The organism is Ruegeria sp. CDSA033, from assembly GCF_059612305.1.
Window position 1 is genome coordinate 190929 of the sequence record NZ_JBXWQI010000003.1, and the last position, 21275, is coordinate 212203.

20 protein-coding genes and 1 tRNA gene are annotated in these 21275 nt (G+C 55.3%); 5 read left to right on the forward strand and 16 right to left on the reverse strand.

The features are described 5' to 3' along the window. Positions 1–1149: a UDP-galactopyranose mutase gene (gene glf, locus AC2FLA_RS06010; RefSeq protein WP_496721262.1), complete on the forward strand. Its 1149-nt coding sequence runs from the start codon at positions 1–3 to the stop codon at positions 1147–1149. Positions 1150–1283: 134 nt separating this feature from the next. On the opposite strand, the gene rfbA is transcribed toward glf, so the two are convergent. From rfbA to rfbC, 4 genes are read right to left on the reverse strand one after another with little or no spacing between them, the layout of a single operon-like run. Next, on the reverse strand, positions 1284–2153 hold the full coding sequence (rfbA, locus tag AC2FLA_RS06015) for a glucose-1-phosphate thymidylyltransferase RfbA (protein WP_496721263.1): 870 nt from the start codon (positions 2151–2153) through the stop codon (positions 1284–1286). Between the two features lie 3 nt (positions 2154–2156). Beyond that, complete coding sequence (rfbD, locus tag AC2FLA_RS06020; RefSeq protein ID WP_496721264.1) at positions 2157–3035, reverse strand: dTDP-4-dehydrorhamnose reductase; 879 nt, start codon at positions 3033–3035, stop codon at positions 2157–2159. Then, entirely contained in the window at positions 3032–4072 is a 1041-nt protein-coding gene (gene rfbB / locus AC2FLA_RS06025; protein ID WP_496721265.1) for a dTDP-glucose 4,6-dehydratase, read from the reverse strand. Before rfbB ends, rfbD begins: the two co-directional genes overlap by 4 nt. Continuing rightward, positions 4069–4638 (reverse strand): dTDP-4-dehydrorhamnose 3,5-epimerase, encoded by a 570-nt coding sequence (gene rfbC, locus AC2FLA_RS06030; RefSeq protein ID WP_496721266.1) that lies wholly within the window; start codon positions 4636–4638, stop codon positions 4069–4071. Before rfbC ends, rfbB begins: the two co-directional genes overlap by 4 nt. A gap of 448 nt (positions 4639–5086) precedes the next feature. On the opposite strand from rfbC, the gene AC2FLA_RS06035 reads away from it, so the two are divergent. Together AC2FLA_RS06035 and AC2FLA_RS06040 are read left to right on the forward strand one after the other, a co-directional pair. Beyond that, complete coding sequence (locus AC2FLA_RS06035) at positions 5087–6889, forward strand: hypothetical protein (protein ID WP_496721267.1); 1803 nt, start codon at positions 5087–5089, stop codon at positions 6887–6889. A gap of 99 nt (positions 6890–6988) precedes the next feature. Continuing rightward, a complete protein-coding gene (locus AC2FLA_RS06040) occupies positions 6989–7660 on the forward strand; it encodes a hypothetical protein (RefSeq protein WP_496721268.1) in 672 nt (223 codons plus the stop codon). Between the two features lie 41 nt (positions 7661–7701). Here the strand turns inward: AC2FLA_RS06040 and AC2FLA_RS06045 are convergent, their stop codons facing one another. The 5 genes from AC2FLA_RS06045 to AC2FLA_RS06065 form a co-directional block, all read right to left on the reverse strand. Beyond that, positions 7702–9741: an HAD-IA family hydrolase gene (locus AC2FLA_RS06045; protein ID WP_496721269.1), complete on the reverse strand. Its 2040-nt coding sequence runs from the start codon at positions 9739–9741 to the stop codon at positions 7702–7704. Between the two features lie 246 nt (positions 9742–9987). Next, positions 9988–11010, reverse strand: a complete 1023-nt coding sequence (gene arsB, locus AC2FLA_RS06050; RefSeq protein WP_496721270.1) for an ACR3 family arsenite efflux transporter — start codon at positions 11008–11010, stop codon at positions 9988–9990. Next, positions 11007–12272, reverse strand: coding sequence for an organoarsenical effux MFS transporter ArsJ (gene arsJ / locus AC2FLA_RS06055; RefSeq protein WP_496721271.1), 1266 nt, complete (start codon positions 12270–12272; stop codon positions 11007–11009). Before arsJ ends, arsB begins: the two co-directional genes overlap by 4 nt. Continuing rightward, positions 12269–13267: an ArsJ-associated glyceraldehyde-3-phosphate dehydrogenase gene (locus tag AC2FLA_RS06060; protein ID WP_496721272.1), complete on the reverse strand. Its 999-nt coding sequence runs from the start codon at positions 13265–13267 to the stop codon at positions 12269–12271. The genes arsJ and AC2FLA_RS06060 overlap by 4 nt, the downstream gene beginning before the upstream one ends. Next, complete coding sequence (locus AC2FLA_RS06065; protein ID WP_496721273.1) at positions 13264–14097, reverse strand: arsenate reductase/protein-tyrosine-phosphatase family protein; 834 nt, start codon at positions 14095–14097, stop codon at positions 13264–13266. The genes AC2FLA_RS06060 and AC2FLA_RS06065 overlap by 4 nt, the downstream gene beginning before the upstream one ends. Positions 14098–14320: 223 nt before the next feature. Between AC2FLA_RS06065 and AC2FLA_RS06070 the strand changes: the two genes are divergently transcribed. Together AC2FLA_RS06070 and bfr are read left to right on the forward strand one after the other, a co-directional pair. Next, positions 14321–14396 (forward strand) — tRNA-Thr (locus tag AC2FLA_RS06070). Positions 14397–14754: 358 nt separating this feature from the next. Beyond that, entirely contained in the window at positions 14755–15240 is a 486-nt protein-coding gene (gene bfr / locus AC2FLA_RS06075; protein ID WP_496721274.1) for a bacterioferritin, read from the forward strand. Positions 15241–15318: 78 nt separating this feature from the next. On the opposite strand, the gene AC2FLA_RS06080 is transcribed toward bfr, so the two are convergent. The 7 genes from AC2FLA_RS06080 to AC2FLA_RS06110 all read right to left on the reverse strand — a co-directional run bounded on the left by AC2FLA_RS06080 (position 15319) and on the right by AC2FLA_RS06110 (position 21222). Continuing rightward, on the reverse strand, positions 15319–15753 hold the full coding sequence (locus AC2FLA_RS06080; RefSeq protein WP_496721275.1) for a hypothetical protein: 435 nt from the start codon (positions 15751–15753) through the stop codon (positions 15319–15321). Positions 15754–15966: 213 nt separating this feature from the next. After that, positions 15967–17895, reverse strand: coding sequence for a 1-deoxy-D-xylulose-5-phosphate synthase (gene dxs, locus AC2FLA_RS06085; RefSeq protein WP_496721276.1), 1929 nt, complete (start codon positions 17893–17895; stop codon positions 15967–15969). Positions 17896–17909: 14 nt separating this feature from the next. Further along, positions 17910–18776, reverse strand: coding sequence for a polyprenyl synthetase family protein (locus AC2FLA_RS06090; protein WP_496721277.1), 867 nt, complete (start codon positions 18774–18776; stop codon positions 17910–17912). Beyond that, positions 18777–19019 (reverse strand): exodeoxyribonuclease VII small subunit, encoded by a 243-nt coding sequence (locus AC2FLA_RS06095; protein WP_058272726.1) that lies wholly within the window; start codon positions 19017–19019, stop codon positions 18777–18779. After that, complete coding sequence (locus AC2FLA_RS06100; protein WP_496721278.1) at positions 19016–19942, reverse strand: histone deacetylase family protein; 927 nt, start codon at positions 19940–19942, stop codon at positions 19016–19018. Before AC2FLA_RS06100 ends, AC2FLA_RS06095 begins: the two co-directional genes overlap by 4 nt. 69 nt (positions 19943–20011) lie before the next feature. Next, positions 20012–20713, reverse strand: a complete 702-nt coding sequence (locus AC2FLA_RS06105; protein ID WP_058272724.1) for a response regulator — start codon at positions 20711–20713, stop codon at positions 20012–20014. Continuing rightward, entirely contained in the window at positions 20710–21222 is a 513-nt protein-coding gene (locus AC2FLA_RS06110; protein WP_113791046.1) for a MarR family winged helix-turn-helix transcriptional regulator, read from the reverse strand. The genes AC2FLA_RS06105 and AC2FLA_RS06110 overlap by 4 nt, the downstream gene beginning before the upstream one ends. Between the last annotated feature and the right edge of the window lie 53 nt (positions 21223–21275).

Genomic DNA, 21275 nt, shown 5'->3' on the forward strand with positions numbered 1-21275 from the left:
ATGCAGTTTTTGATGGTTGGGGCCGGATTGTCTGGGGCTGTGATCGGTCGGGAACTTGCGGAACAAGGGCATGATGTCACCGTGGTGGACAGCCGTGACCATATTGGTGGAAACTGCCACACAGAACGGGATGCCGATACCGACGTGATGGTCCATGTGTACGGGCCACATATCTTCCATACGGATGACGAAGAGGTTTGGCAGTATGTGAACCAATACGCCAACTTCTTGCCTTATAAGAACCGGGTCAAAACCACCTCGCGCGGGCAGGTCTATTCGCTGCCGGTGAACTTGCATACAATCAACCAGTTCTTTGGCAAGACCATGCACCCGGACGAAGCCCGCGCGTTTATCACCGAAGAACAGGCTGATACATCCATCACCGACCCGCAGAGTTTCGAGGAACAGGCGATGCGGTTCGTCGGTCGTGATCTGTATGAGGCGTTTTTCAAGGGCTACACGATCAAACAGTGGGGATGTCACCCATCCGAGCTGCCGGCGTCGATCCTGAAACGCTTGCCGGTGCGGTTCAACTACGACGACAATTACTTTTTCCATAAATTCCAGGGCATGCCCGAGAACGGGTATACCGACATGATTGGTGGCATCCTTGATCACCCTGGTATCACTGTTAAGCTGAATACCACTTTCGATCGCAACATGGCGGATGGCTTCGATCACGTGTTCTATTCTGGCCCGCTGGATGGCTATTTCGACTATGAGCTTGGCCGCCTGGGTTATCGCACCCTTGATTTCGAACGGTTCACCTATGACGGTGACTATCAAGGTTGCGCGGTGATGAACTATGGCGAGGAAGAGGTGCCCTTTACCCGGATTACCGAGCACAAACACTTTGCCCCTTGGGAAACACACGGCGGCTCGGTCTGTTATCGCGAGTTTTCCCGCGCGGCGGGTCCGGATGACATTCCCTATTACCCGATCCGTCAGGTAAGGGAAAAAGCGCTGCTGAGTGAGTATGTTGCGCTGGCCGAAGACACCCAAAACGTCACGTTCGTTGGCCGTCTGGGCACCTATCGGTATCTGGATATGGATGTCACGATCCGCGAAGCCCTTGACACTGCGCGCGCTTCTTCAGCCGCGATCGCGGCGAAACAAATCCTGAAACCGTTTTACGTTGCGCCAGTTTAGGCGCACGCTGGACCGTTTCGGTCCAGCTCTTACCCGATTATTTTTTAGCTGATCGGATGGATCCGTCTGTGTTCCGGAACAAGCTTGGATCAAAACCTTACTGGATTTTCAGGCGCGCTTTTGTGGTGTTAGCCTTAATCGCTCAGCAGCGAATGAAGGTAGGCGCCATAGGTTGATTTTGTGAATAATTTTGCGCGCTCTTCAAGAGCGGCATCATCGATCCACCCATTGCTCCAGGCGATCTCGTCTAGGCTACCGGTCTGCATTCCCTGACGTTCTGTCAGCGTTCGCACGAAACTTCCCGCCTCCAACAAAGTGCCGTGCGTCCCTGTATCCAGCCAGGCGAATCCCCGACCCATAGTTTGAACATCAAGCAGGTTTTCGTCCAAGTACATTTGCAAAAGCGATGTAATCTCAAGCTCGCCGCGTTCAGACGGTTGGATTTCTTTAGCCCGCGCAGGTGCATCACCATCAAGAAAGTAAAGGCCGGTGACCGCGTAGTTTGACGGCGGGTTTTGTGGTTTTTCAATAATCTGGCGAACCTTTTGGTCCTCAAAAGCAACAACGCCATACCGCTCTGGGTCGGCGACGCGATATGCAAAAACTGTACCGCCATGCTTGTTGGCATCTGCCTGGGCCAGCAGGCTTGGAAGACCGTGGCCGAAGAAGATATTGTCACCCAAGATCAATGCCGAAGGAGCGCCGGCGAGGAAATCTTCCGCCAGTGTATAAGCTTGCGCCAACCCGTCAGGAGAGTCTTGTACGATCCACGTCAGTGACAGCCCATATTGACTGCCATCACCAAACAGGCGAATGAACTGTTCCTGGTCCTGTGGTGTTGTGATGATCGCAACTTCGCGGATCTGCGCCAACATCAATACACTGAGCGGGTAGAAAATCATTGGCTTATCGTAAACCGGTAGCAGCTGTTTGGACACGGCCATCGTAATCGGGTAAAGCCGCGTTCCCGAACCTCCGGCAAGAATAATTCCCTTACGTTTCATGCGCTAACCTTTCGAAGACGGGTTTTTGACCTGATCTGACTGCGCCAGCACGTCCGCAAGGCTTGCTTTCCAGTCAGGGCGTGAAAGCCCATAGGCCTTTTCCAGCCGCGAGCAATCCAGCCGCGAGTTTAGAGGGCGCGCAGCGGGGGTCGGGTACGCGCTGGTCGGGATATTCTCAACTGAGGTCGCAAGCCCCGCCTGCTGAAAAATCTCACGCGCGAAATCTGCCCAGCTGGTATCCGGCGCGCCGGTATAGTGGAACAGGCCGCCATCGACCTTTGATCCCTTCGTGGCCATGGTCAATAGTGTGGCGGCGATATCCGCTGCGGACGTGGGACCGCCAATCTGATCTGCCACAATGCCCAATTGATCACGGCTTTCAGCCAGTCTCAGCATCGTCTTCACAAAATTGCTTCCGTGCGCCGAGAAAACCCAACTCGTACGTAGGATTCCATGCCACCCACCGGCCGCAGTCACCTGTCTTTCGCCGTCCAGCTTAGTGCTTCCATATACGCCAAGCGGACCTGTCTGATCTTCTGTCGATCTCGGGGTGTCACCAAACCCGTCAAAGACATAGTCGGTTGAGATGTGGAGAAATGGAATACCGCGCACTGCCGCCGCGCGCGCCATTGCTCCTGGTGCGTCGGCGTTTACCAGTTGGGCAATATCGCGTTCATTCTCCGCCTTATCGACAGCAGTATAGGCTGCGGCGTTAATCACAACATCCGCATCCGTATCGCGTATACGTTCGGCGCACATTGCCGGATTGGTCAGATCGGCTTCCGATCGCCCCAGCGCTTCCACCACAATACCACGTCCGGGCGCTTGCCTTTGCAGTTCCGTGGCGACCTGCCCATTGCGGCCAAAGACAAGAACTTTCATTTGGCCACACCAAGTCGTTCGCCGACACCGTCGCGGGCAAAAAGCGCGTTCAGCCACGCTTCGTTGTCCAGGTACCACTGAACCGTCTGCTCCAACCCGGTCTCTGGCGTATAAGCCGGATGCCAACCAAGGTCTTCGACGATCCGCGTCGGGTCAATTGCATAGCGACGGTCGTGACCGGGGCGATCCGTGACGAAAGTTATTTGTTCAGCATAGGGTGTTCTGGCCGGACGAAGTCGATCTAGGATGCCGCACAGCATTTTGACCAACTCAAGATTTGTCATCTCATTTTCGCCGCCGATGTTGTAACTTGAGCCGGATGAGGCTTTTTCGAGCACCAGCAACAGTGCTTCTGCGTGATCTTCAACATGCAGCCAGTCGCGAATATTATCGCCCTGCCCATATATCGGAATCGGCTGCCCCGAAAGCGCTTTTAGGATCACGACCGGGATCAGTTTCTCAGGAAACTGGAACGGGCCGTAGTTGTTTGAACAATTTGTCAGAACAATCGGAAGCCCATAAGTCTCGTGCCACGCGCGGACAAGGTGATCCGAACTCGCCTTCGATGCCGAATAGGGTGAGTTTGGCTGATACGGGCTGTCTTCGGTGAAAAACCCGGTTTCTCCCAGAGACCCAAAGACTTCATCGGTCGAAATATGGTGAAAGCGAAAGTCAGTTGGCTTGCCAGTTTCGGTCCAATAGGCACGCGCGGCTTCCAACAAAACATAAGTGCCTGTCACATTGGTATCGATAAATGCGGCAGGGCCATCGATTGACCGGTCAACATGGCTTTCGGCCGCAAGGTGCATGATCGCATCGGGCTGATGAGTCCTAAAAACGGCCGTCATCGCCTCAGCATCGCGAATGTCGGCGTGTTCAAAGGCATAGCCCGGCGTTTCCGCGACCATTGCGACGTTGTCGAGGCAGGCCGCATAGGTCAGAGCATCCACATTGACAACCGAGTGGCCCAGAGCAATTGCTCGGCGAACAACGGCGGACCCAATGAAACCGGCGCCTCCGGTTACAAGAAGTTTCATTTGGCATCCTCAAAAGTGAAGGGAGATTCTTGGCCCGATAACGGCATCGCCACGGCATCCTTTTCCGATAGCTTTACCTCGGTCGGTTTCAGAGGCCATTCGATGCTGATGTCAGGGTCGTCCCAGCGTATGGCACCTTCGGTTTCGGGGGCGTAAGTATCAGAGCATTTGTATACGATTTCGGTGTCAGGCTCTAACGTCATGAACCCATGGGCGAAACCTGCAGGAACCAGCAGCATGCGCCCATTTTCAAAGCTCAGCTCTTCGCCTACCCACTGACCAAAGGTCGGAGATCCCGAGCGAATGTCGACGGCGACATCGAACAGCCTTCCCCGTCCGCAACGCACCAGCTTGGCCTGCGCCTTCGGCGGTGCCTGGAAGTGCAGGCCACGGATTGTTCCGACGTCACTGGACAAGGAGTGATTGTCTTGGACAAAATTCGTCTCGATCCCGGCGGTTGAAAACTGAACGCTATTGTATGTTTCTTCAAAAAAGCCGCGGTGATCGCCAAACCGCCTTGGCGTAATCAGCATAACCTCTGGTATGGCGAGGGATTTGAATTCCATAGTAAACAGTACCTATCAGTGCCAGATTACTGCGTAAGCAGAGTCCAGAATGGGCTAACGCAAACGCCAGCATTCGACAACATCCAAATTCCGTGATCGCGGATCAGGATTGTGCCACGTTCGCCATCGCAAGGGCACCACATCATACGGCAAAACTGAGACCTTGCGAAGGTTCTACCGGCAGTGTTCAGAGCAGGAAGCTTGTTAGTACGTTTTTTTTTGCCGGGCACGATTTGGTTTCTCCACAGCGATGGCTAATGCAAACCTTTTCAAACGGTTGATCGCAGGTTATCTTGATCGCCTGACGCAGTTTCATGTGGCCTTGGCCAAGCTCGCTTCGGACTATCAGGTGCATACGGCAGTACTTTCGGATAGATCGCTAGTAGGCACCCATGAGCCTTGGTATTAAGGGCGTCGAATTTGACATTCACCTCATGCTGGAGGGTACATGCCTTCGCTGGAACGAAACAAGGCCGAGGTCGTTCGAAGGACAGGGCGCGCGTTTTCGACAATATCGAATCTAATTGATAGTCATGATGTCATCTCGTTCGATGTGTTCGGCACGCTGCTGGCGCGCTATGTTCCAAGTCCACGCGATGTTTTTCGGTACATGGGTCAATCGCTAGAAATCGACGACTTTTGTGCCGCCAGATTGAAAGCAGAACAGCTTGCGCGGCGTCGGTTCGGAACGGAAAACAGTCCTGAAATCAGCCTGGACGAAATTTATGAGGTTCTTTCGGTCCTCCTGCCGGGCCACGGCGTCAAACCGGATGACGAACGGGTGTATGAGAAGGGCCTCGCCTATGCAGATCAAGCCTTTAAAATGGTTGCAGAAACCGCCCGGCGAAAAGGTAAGCGGGTAATCGGCATCAGCGACACCTATCTGAACAAGTCAGAAGTTTCGGGGCAGCTTGAAGCAAGCAGGATTGTACTGGATGAGGTGTACACTTCTTGCGAAAGCCGCCGAGATGGGCTTGGAAAATTTAACGGGCGCTTGTTTTCCCGCGTGGTCGATAAGGAAGGGGTCGCGCCGCAACGCATTCTTCATTTTGGCGAAAGCATGATCACGGATGTAGCAAACGCGCTGGCCCGCGGCATTACGGCAATTCACGTCCAGCCACATCTTGAGTGCCTGGAACAGGATGAAGCCCCCTTCATTGATCGGGGCAGCGAAGACGGTTCATTTACTGCAGATTTGATTTTGGGTCAGATCGCAGCCCGCCTACCGCATGTAGACCCGGAAGAATCCGACCTTTACGGTTTTGGTTTCAACATGTGCGGGCCCTTGCTGTTTGGGTTTTGTGACTACATCGCAGAGCGTTCAAAGCGAGATGAAGTTGATCATCTTCTTTTGCCGGCTGACCAAAGTCTCATCATCGAGCACGCGCTGAACATATTGCAACTATCTGTCCCGGGTTGCTCGATTGTCGACGTGAAATACGTTCTTTCCGGTGGTCTTCCGGAATCTCCCAAAGCCGAAGGCGAGCTTCTGAAGCGCAAACTTGAGAAACTTATCAGACAAAGCGCACAAAATGTCGCCATCGTTGATATTGGCTGCAACCTTCCACCTGTCGGCGCGCTTGACGCAGTGGGCCGGTCGCGCTTGCATTGGTACTGCTTGGGACTGCAAAAAGACTCAGGCGACAGGGAAGGACTTTCAGCCTATTTGTTTGACGGTTTGAACGCAGCGGATTTCGATGTGGCGGCGACGAACGGCGTCGAGCTTTTCAAGTTACTGTTTTCGAATCCGGATACGGAACCCAAATCCTCAGGTGACAAGAACGGCGCGACCATCCGGATTAGAAGCCTCGCTGTGCAAGATATCCATCGAGGGGCTCTGGATTTTCTTCGTAAGATTGCCCCCCTGAAAGACGCGTTGGATCGCCGGGAACTGACAGACTACAATCGACTTTGCTTTTTGCGCCTGATTTCGAACCCAACAGAACTGGAATACTGCGCGCTCGCAGACGTGCCGTATTTCTTGTATCAAGACCAAGATAGCTGGACATTCATCGGTTCTGTCTGGAAGTTCAGGCCTGTGCCGTCTCGGCCTTTGCCGACCGTGCAAAATCTGGCGAACGAGCGGCAGTTGGAAAACTATGATCTATTGCTTCCGACTGCCATTAAGGAGTTGTCCGTGCGCGATGACATTGGGCAAATGAACTGGCGGCGAATTATGTATCGTCACCCTCTGAAAATATCTTACTGGAATTCGATTCGGCGCTATTTGCGGCGCTCCGGGAACAACTGAGGCCAGATCATGAACACCGGAGTTAAAGACCCACTAAGGATTTTTGTTCCGTTTGTGAGCGAGACGATGGCCACGGATCTGTTCACCAGAAACCCGAACTTGTCGGGTCAGGATATTCACCTAATCGATAATCGCGATAGGTCCGCAGGTTTGCCGGAGCTTTATAATGAAATCATAGAAAAACACCTTGATGAAGACGCATGGCTGTTCTTTGTCCACGAGGATTTTGAAGTTCAGGGGGATTTGTTTGATACAAAAAACTTGGCGATCGAGGCGGTGTACGGCACTTTCGGTGTAAAGATGGAAGGGCATGCCCCGATCGGATTCGGTCAACATAAATGCAGCGAGAAAGATGGCTCATCAGTGCTGCAGGTTGGCTTACCGGTGACTTCGCCGATGTGGGTCGAAACGTTGGATTGCGTGGCGATCCTGCTTCATACCCGGCTTTTGAGAGATCGCCCAGGATTGCGATTTGATGAGGCCCTGACGTTCGACCTGTATGCCGAAGACCTCTGCATCAATGCGCAGGAGAATTTCGGCATCCCGGTTCTGGTCGTTCCGCTTGAGTTTCAACATTACTCAAAAGGATATGTCACCGAGCGCTATTGGCGCGGTATCCGGCATCTGGGCGAAAAATACCCAAATGTTGCTTTGCCGGGAAGCTGCTCTTTTATTGGGGGAAAGGCCGCTGATCTTGAAGCCAACTTTACCTATGATATCCCAGCCAATACCAAAAAGCGGCGTGATCTCAGGAACAAATCCGCGTCCTGATCGCTCGGCTGCTGCAAACTCGGTGCGCCGCGGCTGGGCTGCTATAACTTTATCTTCTTTCGTTTGCGTAGCACAAACTTTAACCAAGCGTAGGAGACCGGGTTTAGTTGAGCGCCGTACGCGGCCCGCCAACGGCTGCTCTTTGCATTACGATAATGTGTATTGAGCTCCCCAATTCGCGTCAAACTTTCGCCCGTGGTGTCGCCGACACCTGCAAAAACCCTGACGTTCTTGAACCGCAGAGCGTCCCGACGATGCGGCTTGCTCAGGAATTGCCGCATGTCCTCCTCATCCTTTGGGTCGGCGTACTTGGCCAAAATGTCTACTGATATCGCTTGCAAAACAGATTCGATCGCTTGCAGGGCCGCATCCTGAATTATCTTCGCCCGCCGAAGGTTGGCCGCCTCCAACTCGCTGACTTCCGCGATGTCCCACGACATGTCACCAGCATCATCTTCGAGAATTCGCAGCACACTCCCATGGTCTGCCGAGCAGAGAAATTCGACAATATCCCGAAAGTCATTGACCCACGGCTGCATGACCACAGGCATTCCATTTGAAATGGTGTAGCTCTCATATTCCAAGCCGCTACGTCTGAGGATCGAAGTTGCTTGCCAACCTGTTCCGAAATACAGGCCCAACACATCCGCTTCGGGGTCCACGATCTCACAAATGGATCGCTGCAGGCTTCCGCGCCAACCTACGTCAAAAACCGCAGTTGTCGTGCCTGCAGGGAAGGCCGTGCGATAGTACTTTGTCAGCACGGCCCGCTCATGTTCGAAGGATCGGAAAAAGGTGTCAGGGTTGTCCTTCAGAAGGCCCAGGATCTTTTTTCTTGTTTTGCGCTCAAGCGGTTCGGTACCTTTGACACCATGGTCGTCGAACAACTTCTTCAGTTTTGGCCCGCCGGAGATCTTGGACAAAAAGTCGTCCAGCGTTTCGGAGCCCTCAAGCGTGGCGTGGAGCATTCCACCAATGGTCTCGGGTTCCAGAACCGTAAACGGCAAAGTGAGCAACCGCCGGGATGCGCCTACATACTGGGTGTCAAACCCTTCAGGCCACAACAGCTCGAATGCCGCTTTGGGAAACATGCCATCACGCGCAAGAAATGCGATGCGCGAAATGTTTCTGCTTTCCATCTCCTGCTTCATCCAGATCATCAGGGACGTGATCAATGGCGCGACCAGCACTGCGCCGAAGGCTTCGAAATATTGGTCTTCGGATAATGTGCGAAAGTCCAGTTTCTCAGAGTCGTAGTGATGCGTTTCCAGGAAATTCGCGGCAAAAATCTGCGATATCGGACGTTTTCCAGCCAATAGATTAGAATGGCGCTTTGGCTTTGGAGATCTTGCAGGCACGTCCTTACTGGCCAAAACAACGTGAGAGCGCATACCGGCGTTGATGGCCATTTTGCCATCTGCATGTCGATTGTCGCCAATGTGAAGAATTTGGTCATTCGGCACACCAAAGTGCGCGGCTACGTCGTCGAATAGACTACCTGTATGTTTGGTTTTTCCTTGCTCGTTTGAGACGAAAACGCGTTCCCAGCCCGTTATGCCTTTCGCCTGCAGAACTTTCTCGAGATAGTCCTGCGGCAGGTACATATCCGATGTGATGACGAGACGCTTTTTAGTTTTCTGTAAATGTGCAACCAGTTGACGGCCAAAACTGGTTGCGTGAAGCAAGTCCATTTCAGTTTCAAGTTCAAGCTGTTTGATTTGCTCAGCTTGTTGCTGACTGCAGTTCGTCAACTGTTCAAAACAAAGGTAAATCTCGTCCAGCGAGACATCTTCCAAATCTCGCTTTTCGGCATCTTCGCGCGCCAACAGTTCAGCAGCTTCGCGGTAGTCCTTGAAATACTCGGTTACTTGTTTTGTTTGCTCCCGCGTGGACATGAAATCAAAGACGTCGATGGGAGATTTGCAATGGCGAAACAGCAACGTATCAAAAACATCCACTGACAGGAAATCGTGCGTTTCGATCTGCTCAAAAACCTTACCGCTGGGCGAGACGACGTTTTTTTTGTCAACTTCGCTTGTAGATGGCAATGATGCCTCACGCTGTTTAGTTTTGTCTGCCATGGTGCTCGTTTCAGAAATCGCCGTAATCTCGTAACAATTGTGGGGACGTACCTCGTTCAACGGATCAAAATTTACAAGGTGAAACTTGATTAGAACCACCCTTGTCTTCAGACATTGTCACACCCACGTTACCGGCTGCTCGTACTAAAATACCCTGTGGCGAAGTGTGGCGCACCACGCTAGGTTACGGCGCGGGTAACTTTCGTAATTGCAATCGATAGCGGATCGGAGCGAAACAGTCACTTTCTAGATCGTTTCCTTTTCCGGGAACCGCGCGCGTGTGCGGTTTGCAAAGGCAACCAGCGACAGCATCACCGGGACCTCAACCAGAACGCCTACAACCGTCACCAGCGCCGCGCCCGAGTTCAGTCCGAACAGGCTGATGGCCACAGCGACAGCCAGTTCAAAGAAGTTTGACGTGCCGATCATCGCGCAAGGTGCGGCGATCCGGTGTGGCACCTTCAGGGCATAGGCTGCACCATAAGCCAGGGCAAAGATGCCGTAGCTCTGGATCAGGATGGGTACTGCGATCAGGACGATCACCAGCGGTTTGGCCAGAATAGTCTGTCCCTGCAAGCCGAACAGAATGACGACAGTGGCGATCAGGCCGATGACCGACCAGGGTTTGACTCGTGCGGAAAACGCGTCGATGGCCTGGGGCGATCCCAATGTACGGCGCGTTATCAGGCCGGCGATCAGCGGCAAAACGACGTACAGCACAGTTGCCAGAACCAGAGTCTGCCATGGCACCTGGATATCGGTCACCCCCAGCAGAAAGGCCACGATCGGGGCGAATGCCACCACCATGATCAAGTCGTTCACTGACACCTGTACCAGCGTATAGGTCGCATCGCCCCTGGTCAGCTGAGACCAGACGAACACCATTGCGGTGCACGGTGCAGCACCTAGCAGGATCAGCCCGGCGGTGTATTGAGACGCGTCTTCAGGTTCGATCCATGGTGCGAAGACATGCTCAAAGAACAGCACTGCCAAAAAGGCCATGGTGAATGGTTTGATCAGCCAGTTGACGACGAGCGTTACGATCAACCCGCGCGGCTGGCGTGCAACGCCTGCCACCGCACCGAAATCGACGCCGACCATCATGGGGTAGACCATTGCCCAGATCAGCAAGGCCACAACCAGATTGACGCTAGCCACTTCGGCCGAGGCGATCAGTTGAACCAGCCCGGGTGCAATCAGTCCGATCAATACGCCGCCGACCATTGCCAGCGCGACCCAGACGGTCAGGTAGCGTTCGAAGATGCTCATGAATATGCCTCGGTTGTCTGGTCGGTTAGTTTGCCGGATGTCAGGGCGGCCAGCGCGACCATAGCAGCAGCGGTGCCCAGAACCAGTGAAAGCCCGCCAATCTGATAGGTAAGTCCCGATAGGACAGTGCCGACCAGGCGGCCAGTCGCGTTGGCCATGTAGTAAAAACCCACATCCATCGTCACACGCTCGGACTTGGTGAAAGCCAGGATAAGGTATGAGTGCAGCGCCGAATTGACGGCGAAGATTGCCCCAAATGCCAATAGGCCCACAACCAGCGTAACGGTCAGCCATGTCTCGGGGCCGGATGAGAGAAGAACCGCGATGGTCAGGGTGGCAGGCACGCAGAACAGCGCCGCGGCCCAATTCTTGGCAGCGTGAATCAGATCTCCTTCCGAGCGTTCCTTTGCACGCAGGATTTTCGGCGCGCTGGCCTGAACAGCGCCGTAAAGTATGACCCAAACGGCCATGAATGTACCGATCATGAAAAATGCGGCACGGTTGCCATCCTCAGTTCCATCCGACAGCACCGCGTAGAAATAGATCGGGATGCCGACTACAAACCACACATCCCGCGCGCCAAACAAGAAGACACGAGCGGCGGACAGCCAATTCACGTTGGCGGATTTCGAAAAGACCTCAGAGAATTTGGCGCTTTTGCGCCCTTTGGGCAGGCCGGTCGGCATGAACAGGATGACGGCGACGAGGAATGCGGCAAGTATGATCGCCATTGCCAGAACGGCCCACATAAAGCCCACTGTCGCCAACAGTGCCGCCCCAAGTAGAAACCCAAACCCTTTCACAGCGTTCTTGGAGCCAGTCAAAATCGCGACCCAGCGAAACAACCCTCCGCCTTCGGTCGGGGCCAGTAGTTTGACGGCGGATTTTGAGGACATCTTGGCCAGGTCCTTTGCAACCCCGCTGGCCCCTTGCACGATCATCACAAAGACAACTTTCGCCGGAATCGCCCAATTAGGGTCTAATTGTGTAAGAACCAGCAGCGCTCCAATCTGCAGTGCCAGCCCCGCATAAAGCGTCGAGGTCAGCCCGAACCGCGCCGCGATCCAACCTGCGGCAAGGTTCGTGCCCATGCCGGCGATCTCATACAGAACAAACAGATACGCCAACTGAACCGGCGAGAATCCCATGCTATGAAAGTGCAACAGCACCAGCATACGAAGGGCCCCGTCGGTCAGCATAAAAGCCCAATAGGCTGCCGTGACCGTGATATAGGCCGACATACCTTCGGGCCTTTGGGTCACAGCGAGGCACCAACCATCAGGGCCACGTCGACAAGACGATGGGCGTAACCCATTTCGTTGTCGTACCACGCATAGATCTTCACCTGCGTCCCGTTCACCACCATGGTCGAGGGCGCATCCACAATCGAGGACCGTTCGTCGTTGGTGTAATCGGTCGAAACCAGCGGTCGCGTCTCATAGCCGAGAATGCCTTTCAACTCACTTTCTGCTGCGGCCTTGAAAAGCGCGTTGACCTCTTCGACGGTGGTTTCACGCCCAACCTCGAAGACGCAATCCGTCAGCGAGGCGTTTAGCAACGGAACCCGCACGGCGTGACCATTCAGCCGCCCCTTGAGTTCCGGGTAGATCAGCGTGATTGCAGTAGCCGACCCGGTGGTGGTCGGGATCAGAGAATTCAAAGCAGACCGCGCCCGGCGCAGATCTTTGGCGGGGCGGTCCACGATGGTTTGCGTGTTGGTCACGTCGTGAATTGTGGTCATCGACCCGTGGCGAATACCAAGGTTTTCGTGGATGACCTTGACCACTGGGGCCAAACAATTGGTCGTGCAGGATGCCGCCGTCACGATGCTGTGGACATCCGGATCATAAGTGGCCTCGTTCACGCCCATAACGATGTTGGCGGTCGGGCCATCCTTGACCGGGGCCGAGACAACAACCTTCTTAACGCCCGCCTCAAAATAGGGGGCCAGCTTGGCCTCGGTCTTGAAGATACCGGTGCAGTCGATCACCACATCGACACCGTCCAGCGGCAGGTCAGCCAAATCCCTGGTGCCGAAAAAGGGCAGGCGCGTGCCGTTGATCGTAACGCTGTCGGCATCATGCGCGAACGTGGCATCCCAGCGCCCATGAACCGTGTCAAACTCCAGCAGGTGCGCGTGCATCTCGGGGTCACCCACCGCATCATTGATCCAGGCGATCTTTGCGCCTTTGTCGAGCAGCGGTTTCAAGGCCAGCTTTCCCATCCGGCCCAACCCATTCACAGCATAAGTCGTCATTTCATGTCCTCAGTGGGCGTTCTGCCGATGTCATCAACAGCAGTTTGCAGTGCGATCCGGTCGAGGCTTTCGACCGGCAAAGACGTAAAGGCTTCAATCCGGCGCTTGAGCGCGCCATATGCATGTTGAAATGCAAGGCTTCTTTCGGCATCCGTGCCCTCGGCCCTGACCGGGTCCGGCATGCCCCAATGGCCACTGATTGGCTGGCCTTCCCAGGCCGGACATTCCTCATTTGCGGCCTGATTGCAGACCGTGAAGACGAAATCCATCTCGGGCGCGCCGGGAGATGCAAATTCGGACATGTTCTTGGACCGAAGGATGGATGTGTCATGCCCTTTGTCGTCCAGAACTTGCACGGCCATCGGATTGAGCTCGGATGTGGGTTGCGTGCCGGCCGAGAAAACGTTGAACCGGTCACCTCCCAGCGTGCGCAGCAGGGATTCCGCAAAAATTGACCGGGCAGAATTGCCCACACACAAAAACAAGACGTTGAATTTCCGATCCGTCGTCGCCTTATTTCCCTGAGCAAATGGCATGCAGATATCAGGGCGACCGCGACAGCAATCGACGATCAGGTAATCAAGCATCTGCTGCACGTTTTTCATTTCAATCGAATAGAGCAGGGACGTCCCTGAACGTTCCTGCGTGACCAGCTCCGAACGCTGAAGCGCGTTCAGATAGTTCGACAAGGTGCTGGCCTTCACGTCGAGCTCCGCCGCCAGCTCGCCCGCCGGAACACTGTCAGGAAAACGTCGCATGAGCATGCGAAACACAAGGATACGCTGCGGATGACCCAGGATGGCCAATTGATTTGTTATTTTTTTTTTCATATTTCATGAATTATTAAAGTAAGATAGCCCAGTCAACCGAAAATACATGGCCATCGAAGGTGAGCGTAAGCGTTGGAACAGGCGTGATATTCTGGCTGGAGCGTGGTGATGGAATGGGCTTCAAGCGATCTGAGCTGCGGGAATCACCATCACACACCGGTAGGCGTCCGAGGATATCGAGACTTGCACGCATCTGCCCGAGGGTTTAAAGGAACCGTCGCTTGCCTCAATAGCTCAGCTGGTAGAGCAGGTCCTTCGTAAGGACAAGGTCGGGGGTTCGAGTCCCTCTTGAGGCACCACGTTCCCCTTTATAGATATGTTAAACTAGCGGCCTACCTCGTATCTCACTTTTGGTTCGATCCCGCAGGCTATCATCGGATGCTAGCGCAGCTCAATCTCCGGAGCTGTTTGCCCGCGTGATTTTGATCCGCAAGGGCCATGCTTCCGATCGGTAAGCAGGTATCAGGGAATCGTATGTGCGGTGGAAAAACGCTTTCAGGTGACGGGTTCTGATTCAAACGAGAATCGTCAGGAAATTTGCAAATACCTGGTTCAAAATAGATATTTGAAGGTTTTGGGTTAAACCGCGCTGGTGGTAGCATTCAGCTTAGAAAGTTGTTTTCTTACCAGTTTTTGACACAGCCAAGGAGTTTCATCATGAAAGGTGACAAAAAGGTAATCGAATACCTGAACAAAGCTCTGCGCCACGAACTAACGGCCGTCAGCCAATACTGGTTGCACTACCGCCTGCAAGACGATTGGGGTCTTGGCAGCATGGCCAAGAAAAGCCGTGAAGAATCCATTGAAGAGATGGAACACGCCGACAAACTGATCGAGCGGATCATTTTCCTGGAAGGTCATCCCAACCTGCAAAAACTTGATCCCCTGCGGATCGGCGAAAACCCCCGGGAAACGCTGGAATGCGATCTTGCGGCGGAACAAAGCGCGCGCGCGCTTTATAAAGAGGCGCGGGATGTCTGCAAAGAGGCCGGAGACTATGTCTCGATGGGATTGTTCGAAAGCCTGATGTCGGACGAGGAAAGCCATATTGACTTTCTGGAGACTCAGATCGAACTGTATGATCGCGTCGGGCCCGAGCTTTTCGCGCAACTCAATGCAACCAAAATGGAAGACGCCGAATAGCCGGTCGTGTTGGCGACGATGACCGCGGGCATTGGGGTTCCTATCAGCGGGAGGCTGTAGGATTAGGGTGTCGTTGTCCTAAACACATTCCTGCACGCCGAGACCTATCAGGTACTCACCGGTCACGAACAAAAGCTCATTTGGTCCGGCGAACCGCGCTTTGGACATGAACCAGTTTCTGACCGGGTTTGGGTAGTAGCTGGACAGTGACGCGCTTTTCCTGTTGAACTCATCTGCCGTCATTTTCTTTCGGTTCGGGCGATGGGGGCCATGAAAGCCAAAGATCGTCTCGGGCGAAACGCAAACTTCGTCCGCACCCAGCAGCATGGTGCAGCTAGAGTGGCAAAAATCTCCGATGATTTGAAACTGCGCGTTTGTCCGGTTGGCGATTTCAATCTGAACCATGCGATCCACAATCCGCCCACCCGGATCATTGCCAACCTGAATCTCTTTTGAACTTGCCGGCATGCTCATCAGAACGAGCGTCGCCAACGCTGCTATCGTGTTTCTCATCCGCCCGCCTGCTCAAGGGTGGAGTTTTCGTTTTTCTTACCATTATCAGAAAAGCGGGCGTGCAGGAACGGCGCGCCGGGACGCTAGTGGTTTCTGTGTTCTCAAGGACTCACCCGAAACCGGATGAATTCGACGGCTTTCCGAAAATTACGCCAAAATCGGTACTTACGGATTTTCAAAAAACGGTGAAATTCAGTTGCCTGGCGTCATGCCTCAGGCACGTTTTTCACCGATGGTTGCAACACCCAGTACGGACAGCACTTCGGCCTCGATTTGCTCGGCATTCAGACCCGCGACCGCGTACATATCCGCAGGGTTGGCCTGATCTATGAAGGTGTCGGGCAAAACCATCGAGCGATATTTGAGACCCTGGTCAAAGACGCCTTCATTGGCCAAAAGCTGGGCAACATGGCTGCCAAAGCCGCCAATAGCGCCTTCTTCAATGGTGATCAGTGCTTCGTGGTTGGCGGCCAGATCTAAAATCAAGTCGCGGTCCAAGGGCTTGGCAAATCGAGCATCAGCGATAGTCGGTGTGATCCCACGCCCGGCCAGAGCTTCGGCAGATTTCTGCACTTCGGCCAGCCGTGTCCCGAAGGACAGCAGCGCGACCCGTGCGCCTTCTTGGATAATCCGGCCTTTGCCGATTTCCAGAACTTCGCCTTTTTCCGGCAAGTCGACGCCGGCGCCTTCGCCTCGGGGATAGCGGAAGGCAATCGGGCCTTCGTCATGCGCAACGGCGGTGGCCACCATATGCACCAGCTCGGCCTCATCCGCTGCGGCCATAACCACGATGCCGGGCAGGTTTGACAAATAGGCGATATCGAACGACCCCGCATGAGTCGCGCCATCCGCGCCCACCAACCCTGCACGGTCGATCGCAAATCGAACAGGCAGGCGCTGAATGGCCACATCATGCACGACCTGATCGTACCCGCGCTGCAAAAAGGTGGAATAAATTGCACAGAAGGGCTTCATCCCGCCGGCGGCCAGAGCTGCGGCGAAGGTCACGCCGTGCTGTTCGGCAATCGCCACATCGAAACAGCGTGACGGGTAGCGTTCCGCAAACAGGTTCAGCCCAGTGCCGTCGGGCATCGCCGCGGTGACCGCAACGATTTTGTCATCGCGTGCGGCCTCTTCCACCAGAGTTTTGCCAAAGACCGACGTGTAAGACGGTGCGTTTGAAGGTGCTTTCTTCTGCTCGCCCGTGACGACGTCGAACTTCGCTGTCGCATGGCCTTTGTCGCGGGCCTGCTCGGCTGGGGCATACCCCTTGCCCTTCTTTGTCAGCACATGAATCAGGATCGGACCCGTGGCGCGGGCCTTGACCGTGCGCAGGACAGGCAGAAGTTGATCCATATCGTGCCCGTCGATCGGACCGAGATAGGAAAAGCCTAGCTCCTCAAACAATGTGCCGCCCACGGCCATGCCCTTGAGCATCTCCTTGGCGCGCTTGGCGCCCTCGCGGAAGGGTTCCGGCAACAAAGACACTGCACCTTTGGCGGCGGCTTTCAGATCATGGAACGGCTCTTCTGCGTAAATGCGCGACAGGTAATTGGACAGCGCGCCGACGGGCGGTGCGATACTCATTTCATTGTCATTGAGAATGACGATCAGGCGTTTCTTCAGGTGTCCGGCGTTGTTCATCGCCTCAAAGGCCATGCCTGCAGACATTGAGCCGTCACCGATCACGGCAATCGCGTCACCCAATCCCTCGGGCGTCACACCGCCCAGATCGCGCGCAACGGCAAACCCCAGCGCGGCACTGATCGAGGTTGAGCTGTGTGCTGCGCCAAACGGGTCATAGGGGCTTTCGCTGCGCTTGGTGAAGCCGCTCAGCCCGTCCTTCATGCGAAGGGTACGGATACGGTCGCGCCGTTCCGTCAGGATTTTGTGCGGATAGCACTGATGACCAACGTCCCAGATGATCTTGTCGCGCGGCGTGTCGAACACGGCGTGCAGGGCGGTCGTCAATTCGACCACGCCCAGACCCGCGCCCAGATGCCCACCGGTGACGGACACGGCCGAGATCGTCTCGGTCCGCAATTCCTGCGCCAACTGATGCAACTGTGCGTCCGAAAACTGCTTGAGATCCGCAGGGCGGTTCACAAGGTCCAGCAGGGGCGTATTCGGGCGGTCAGACATGTGGCGTTCCTGGCTTAGCTGTCCCGGGCAATAACGAAGCGTGCCGCGTCCTTCAAGGTTTCAGCCATGGCACCGTATCCATCCAGCGCGGCGCAGGCCTGATCCACCAGTTCTGCGGCGCGGGATTTCGCGGCGTTCAGGCCCAAAAGCGAAACAAACGTGGCTTTGCCCGCCTCGGCGTCCTTTTGCAATCGTTTGCCGGCCTTCTCGGCATCACCTTCAATATCCAGAATGTCATCAGCGATCTGAAAAGCAAGGCCAAGCGCCCGGGCATATTGGCGCAAGGGTTCGGGATCTGCCTGGGCCAAACGCGCACCGGCGCAGGCGGACCATTCAATCAGAGCACCGGTTTTGCCAGCCTGAAGCGTGGTGATCTGCTCCAGTGTCAGGGGCGCGGCTGCTGTTTCAGCCGCCATATCCAGCGCTTGCCCCAGCACCATTCCCTGCGCACCGCTTGCTTTGGCCATGGTTAGAGCCAATTCAGCACGAACCTCTGCATTTCCGACCTCGGGCCGGGTACACAGCTCAAAGGCCAATGTCTGCAGGGCATCACCGGCCAGAACGGCGGTGCCTTCGTCCCACTTTACGTGCACAGTCGGACGTCCACGTCGCAGATCGTCATCGTCCATGCAGGGAAGGTCATCATGGACCAGCGAATAGGCGTGCAGGGCTTCGATTCCTGTCGCAGGCCAGATTGCCTGAGTTGTGTCGATGCCATGCATCCGCGCGCTTTCCATCACCAGAAACCCACGCAATCGCTTGCCGCCCTGCGTGGTGTAGGCCATCGCCCGCGTAACATCCAATTTGTCCAGCGCGCTCAGGACCAGATCGAACTGAGCCTGAATCCGCGCGGCATCCTGCGCCAGAATTTCCTTGAACATTTACTGACCTTCGACAGGCGTCGTCCCGGTTGGCTGCCCATTGGCATCCAACGTGATTGCCGCGACCTTTTCTTCGGCTCGCTTCAATTCGTCTTCGCAGCGTTTCTTCAACGCGGCACCGCGCTCATACAGCGCAATGGACTGATCCAGCGCCACGTCCCCACGCTCCAGCTGGCCGACAACGGCCTCAAGCTCTTTCATCGCTTGTTCGAATGTCATCTGATCAACAGGAGTATCGGTCATCGGGCTGCCTTCATCAGTTCTTCCACATGGGCACGAGTGGCCTCGGCAAGGGCGTTCAGATCATACCCGCCCTCCAAAGTCGAGACGATACGGCCATCACACAGCTCATCGGCGATCTTGCACAGCTCAGTCGTAACCCAGGCAAAATCGCCTGTGGACCAGTTCAAGTTGGCCAGCGGATCGTCCTGATGCGCATCGAAACCTGCCGAAATGATGATCAGCTCCGGCTTGAATGCGCGCAGTCTGGGGAAGGCTTGCGTTTCGTAAGCTGTCCGCATCTCGGCCCCGCCAGAGCCGGGGGCCAGAGGGATATTCAGAACCGTCTCAAAGGCACCGGTCTCATCCGGACGACCCGATCCGGGCCACAAAGGCATCTGCTGGCTGGTGATCACCAGCGCGCGGGCCTCGTCCCACAGCAAATCCTGCGTTCCGTTTCCATGGTGAACGTCGAAATCCACGACAGCCACACGCTTCAATCCGTGATGATCCAATGCGTGCTTGGCCGCCAGCGCTGCATTGCCAAACAGGCAGAAGCCCATCGCTGTTTCGGTTTCGGCATGGTGACCGGGCGGGCGGATCGCGCAAAAGGCATTCTGTGCGTCGCCGCCTAAGACCATGTCTACTGCACGCACAACCGCACCAGCGGCCCGATAAGCCGCATCCACCGATCCCGAGGACATGAACGTGTCCCCGTCAATCTGTTTGAACCCGTCGGCAGGTCTTGCGTCACGGATATTGCGGATATGGCTTTCAGGGTGCACACGCAGCAGGTCGTCATCTGCGGCCATAGGGGCCGTCATGCGGTTCAGGTCCAGCCCTTCCAGCGCATGCAGAATATGCTCCAACCGCGCCACCCTCTCGGGGTGACCTTGCGGTGTCACGTGATCAAGGCAATCGGCGTGGGTCAAAAGGGCGGTTGTCATCGGGATCCCATCTTCATCTGGCCAAAAGTATCCTCGCCGAAGGCAAGAAAGCGCCGCGCAGCGGCTAAATCAATCCGGCGCTAACATATATCCGGCGCCGCGTACGGTCTGCAGATAACGCGGCTGCTTTGGGTCCTGTTCGATCTTGCGGCGCAGACGGGTGATCTGAACGTCCACCGCGCGTTCCTGCGCCTGACCCTTGTCGCGACCCAGATCCTCGACCAGTTTGGTGCGGCTGATCGGCTCTCCGGGCTGGGCCGAGAAAATCTTCATCAACTGGCTTTCGGTCGCCGTCAAACGTACCGGGTCTTCTCCCTGCCACATCTCGCCCCGTTCGATATCGTACCGGATCGGTCCAAGGTGCAGTATCTTCGCCGTCGCGTCCTGCGCAGGTGTTTCCGGCATCCGCCGCAAGATCGCATTGATCCGCAGCAACAGCTCTTTCGGCTCGAACGGTTTGGCCAGGTAATCATCCGCACCAGCCTCAAGCCCGGCAATGCGATGCTCGGTTTCACCGCGGGCGGTCAACAGCAGGATCGGAGTGGTATGGGTTTCGCGCAGCGCTTTGGTCAGGCTGACCCCATCCTCGCCGGGCATCATCACATCCAGCACGATCATGTCGAAATCCAACCCCGAAAGCACCCGCCGCGCATGTGCGGCATCCCGTGCAGCCGTGACCAGAAATCCGTTCCGCATCAGAAACTTCTTCAACAGATCACGAATGCGCTCGTCATCGTCGACGATCAGCAGATGGGCATCCATTTCGTTCATGAGGTGGTATCCCGCAGTTTCGTATAGGCATGACGCATATCAGCATCCATCATCGCTTCAAGCACTTTACGAAACCCCGTCACAGCCTCGGGTCCCGCCTTTTTGTAAGCCGCACGCATTCGGACGCGCTGGGCCTCAGATAGTTTGGCCTCTAACGCCTTGCCCTGTTCTGTCAGAAATAGGTGTCTTTCGCGTTTGTCCACTGATCCGACCCGGCTTTCGACCAGACCGTCGTCGATCAACGTCCGCAAAACCCTATTCAGAGACTGTTTTGTTACGCCCAGAATGGCCAGAAGGTTGTTGACCGTCGTGCCGGGCGCGCGGTTGATGAAGTGGATTGCCCGGTGGTGCGCCCGTCCATAGGCCATTTCGGTCAGGATGCGATCAGGATCTGCGGTAAAGCCGCGATAGGCGAAAAACATCGCCTCGATCCCCTGCCGCAACTGCTCGTCGGTCAAAAATAACAGGCTCTCGCCACCAAAGGCTGGGGCGGGGCGGGTATCCGACATAGTATGCCTCATTCGTTACTCGACCCGAGTTTATGTCAGCGTTATTGACATTC

Bases quoted from the DNA above. Each gene is read 5' to 3' on its own strand.
- dxs (WP_496721276.1), bottom strand. From the start codon at position 17,895: ATGTCTGACCGCCCGAATACGCCCCTGCTGGACCTTGTGAACCGCCCT.
- rfbB (WP_496721265.1), bottom strand. From the start codon at position 4,072: ATGAAACTTCTTGTAACCGGAGGCGCCGGTTTCATTGGGTCCGCCGTT.
- rfbD (WP_496721264.1), bottom strand. From the start codon at position 3,035: ATGAAAGTTCTTGTCTTTGGCCGCAATGGGCAGGTCGCCACGGAACTG.
- rfbC (WP_496721266.1), bottom strand. From the start codon at position 4,638: ATGGAATTCAAATCCCTCGCCATACCAGAGGTTATGCTGATTACGCCA.
- AC2FLA_RS06035 (WP_496721267.1), top strand. From the start codon at position 5,087: ATGCCTTCGCTGGAACGAAACAAGGCCGAGGTCGTTCGAAGGACAGGG.
- AC2FLA_RS06095 (WP_058272726.1), bottom strand. From the start codon at position 19,019: ATGACCGATACTCCTGTTGATCAGATGACATTCGAACAAGCGATGAAA.
- bfr (WP_496721274.1), top strand. From the start codon at position 14,755: ATGAAAGGTGACAAAAAGGTAATCGAATACCTGAACAAAGCTCTGCGC.
- AC2FLA_RS06065 (WP_496721273.1), bottom strand. From the start codon at position 14,097: ATGAAAAAAAAAATAACAAATCAATTGGCCATCCTGGGTCATCCGCAG.
- AC2FLA_RS06060 (WP_496721272.1), bottom strand. From the start codon at position 13,267: ATGACGACTTATGCTGTGAATGGGTTGGGCCGGATGGGAAAGCTGGCC.
- AC2FLA_RS06090 (WP_496721277.1), bottom strand. From the start codon at position 18,776: ATGTTCAAGGAAATTCTGGCGCAGGATGCCGCGCGGATTCAGGCTCAG.
- AC2FLA_RS06110 (WP_113791046.1), bottom strand. From the start codon at position 21,222: ATGTCGGATACCCGCCCCGCCCCAGCCTTTGGTGGCGAGAGCCTGTTA.
- AC2FLA_RS06080 (WP_496721275.1), bottom strand. From the start codon at position 15,753: ATGAGAAACACGATAGCAGCGTTGGCGACGCTCGTTCTGATGAGCATG.
- AC2FLA_RS06100 (WP_496721278.1), bottom strand. From the start codon at position 19,942: ATGACAACCGCCCTTTTGACCCACGCCGATTGCCTTGATCACGTGACA.
- rfbA (WP_496721263.1), bottom strand. From the start codon at position 2,153: ATGAAACGTAAGGGAATTATTCTTGCCGGAGGTTCGGGAACGCGGCTT.
- AC2FLA_RS06045 (WP_496721269.1), bottom strand. From the start codon at position 9,741: ATGGCAGACAAAACTAAACAGCGTGAGGCATCATTGCCATCTACAAGC.
- arsB (WP_496721270.1), bottom strand. From the start codon at position 11,010: ATGAGCATCTTCGAACGCTACCTGACCGTCTGGGTCGCGCTGGCAATG.
- glf (WP_496721262.1), top strand. From the start codon at position 1: ATGCAGTTTTTGATGGTTGGGGCCGGATTGTCTGGGGCTGTGATCGGT.
- AC2FLA_RS06105 (WP_058272724.1), bottom strand. From the start codon at position 20,713: ATGAACGAAATGGATGCCCATCTGCTGATCGTCGACGATGACGAGCGC.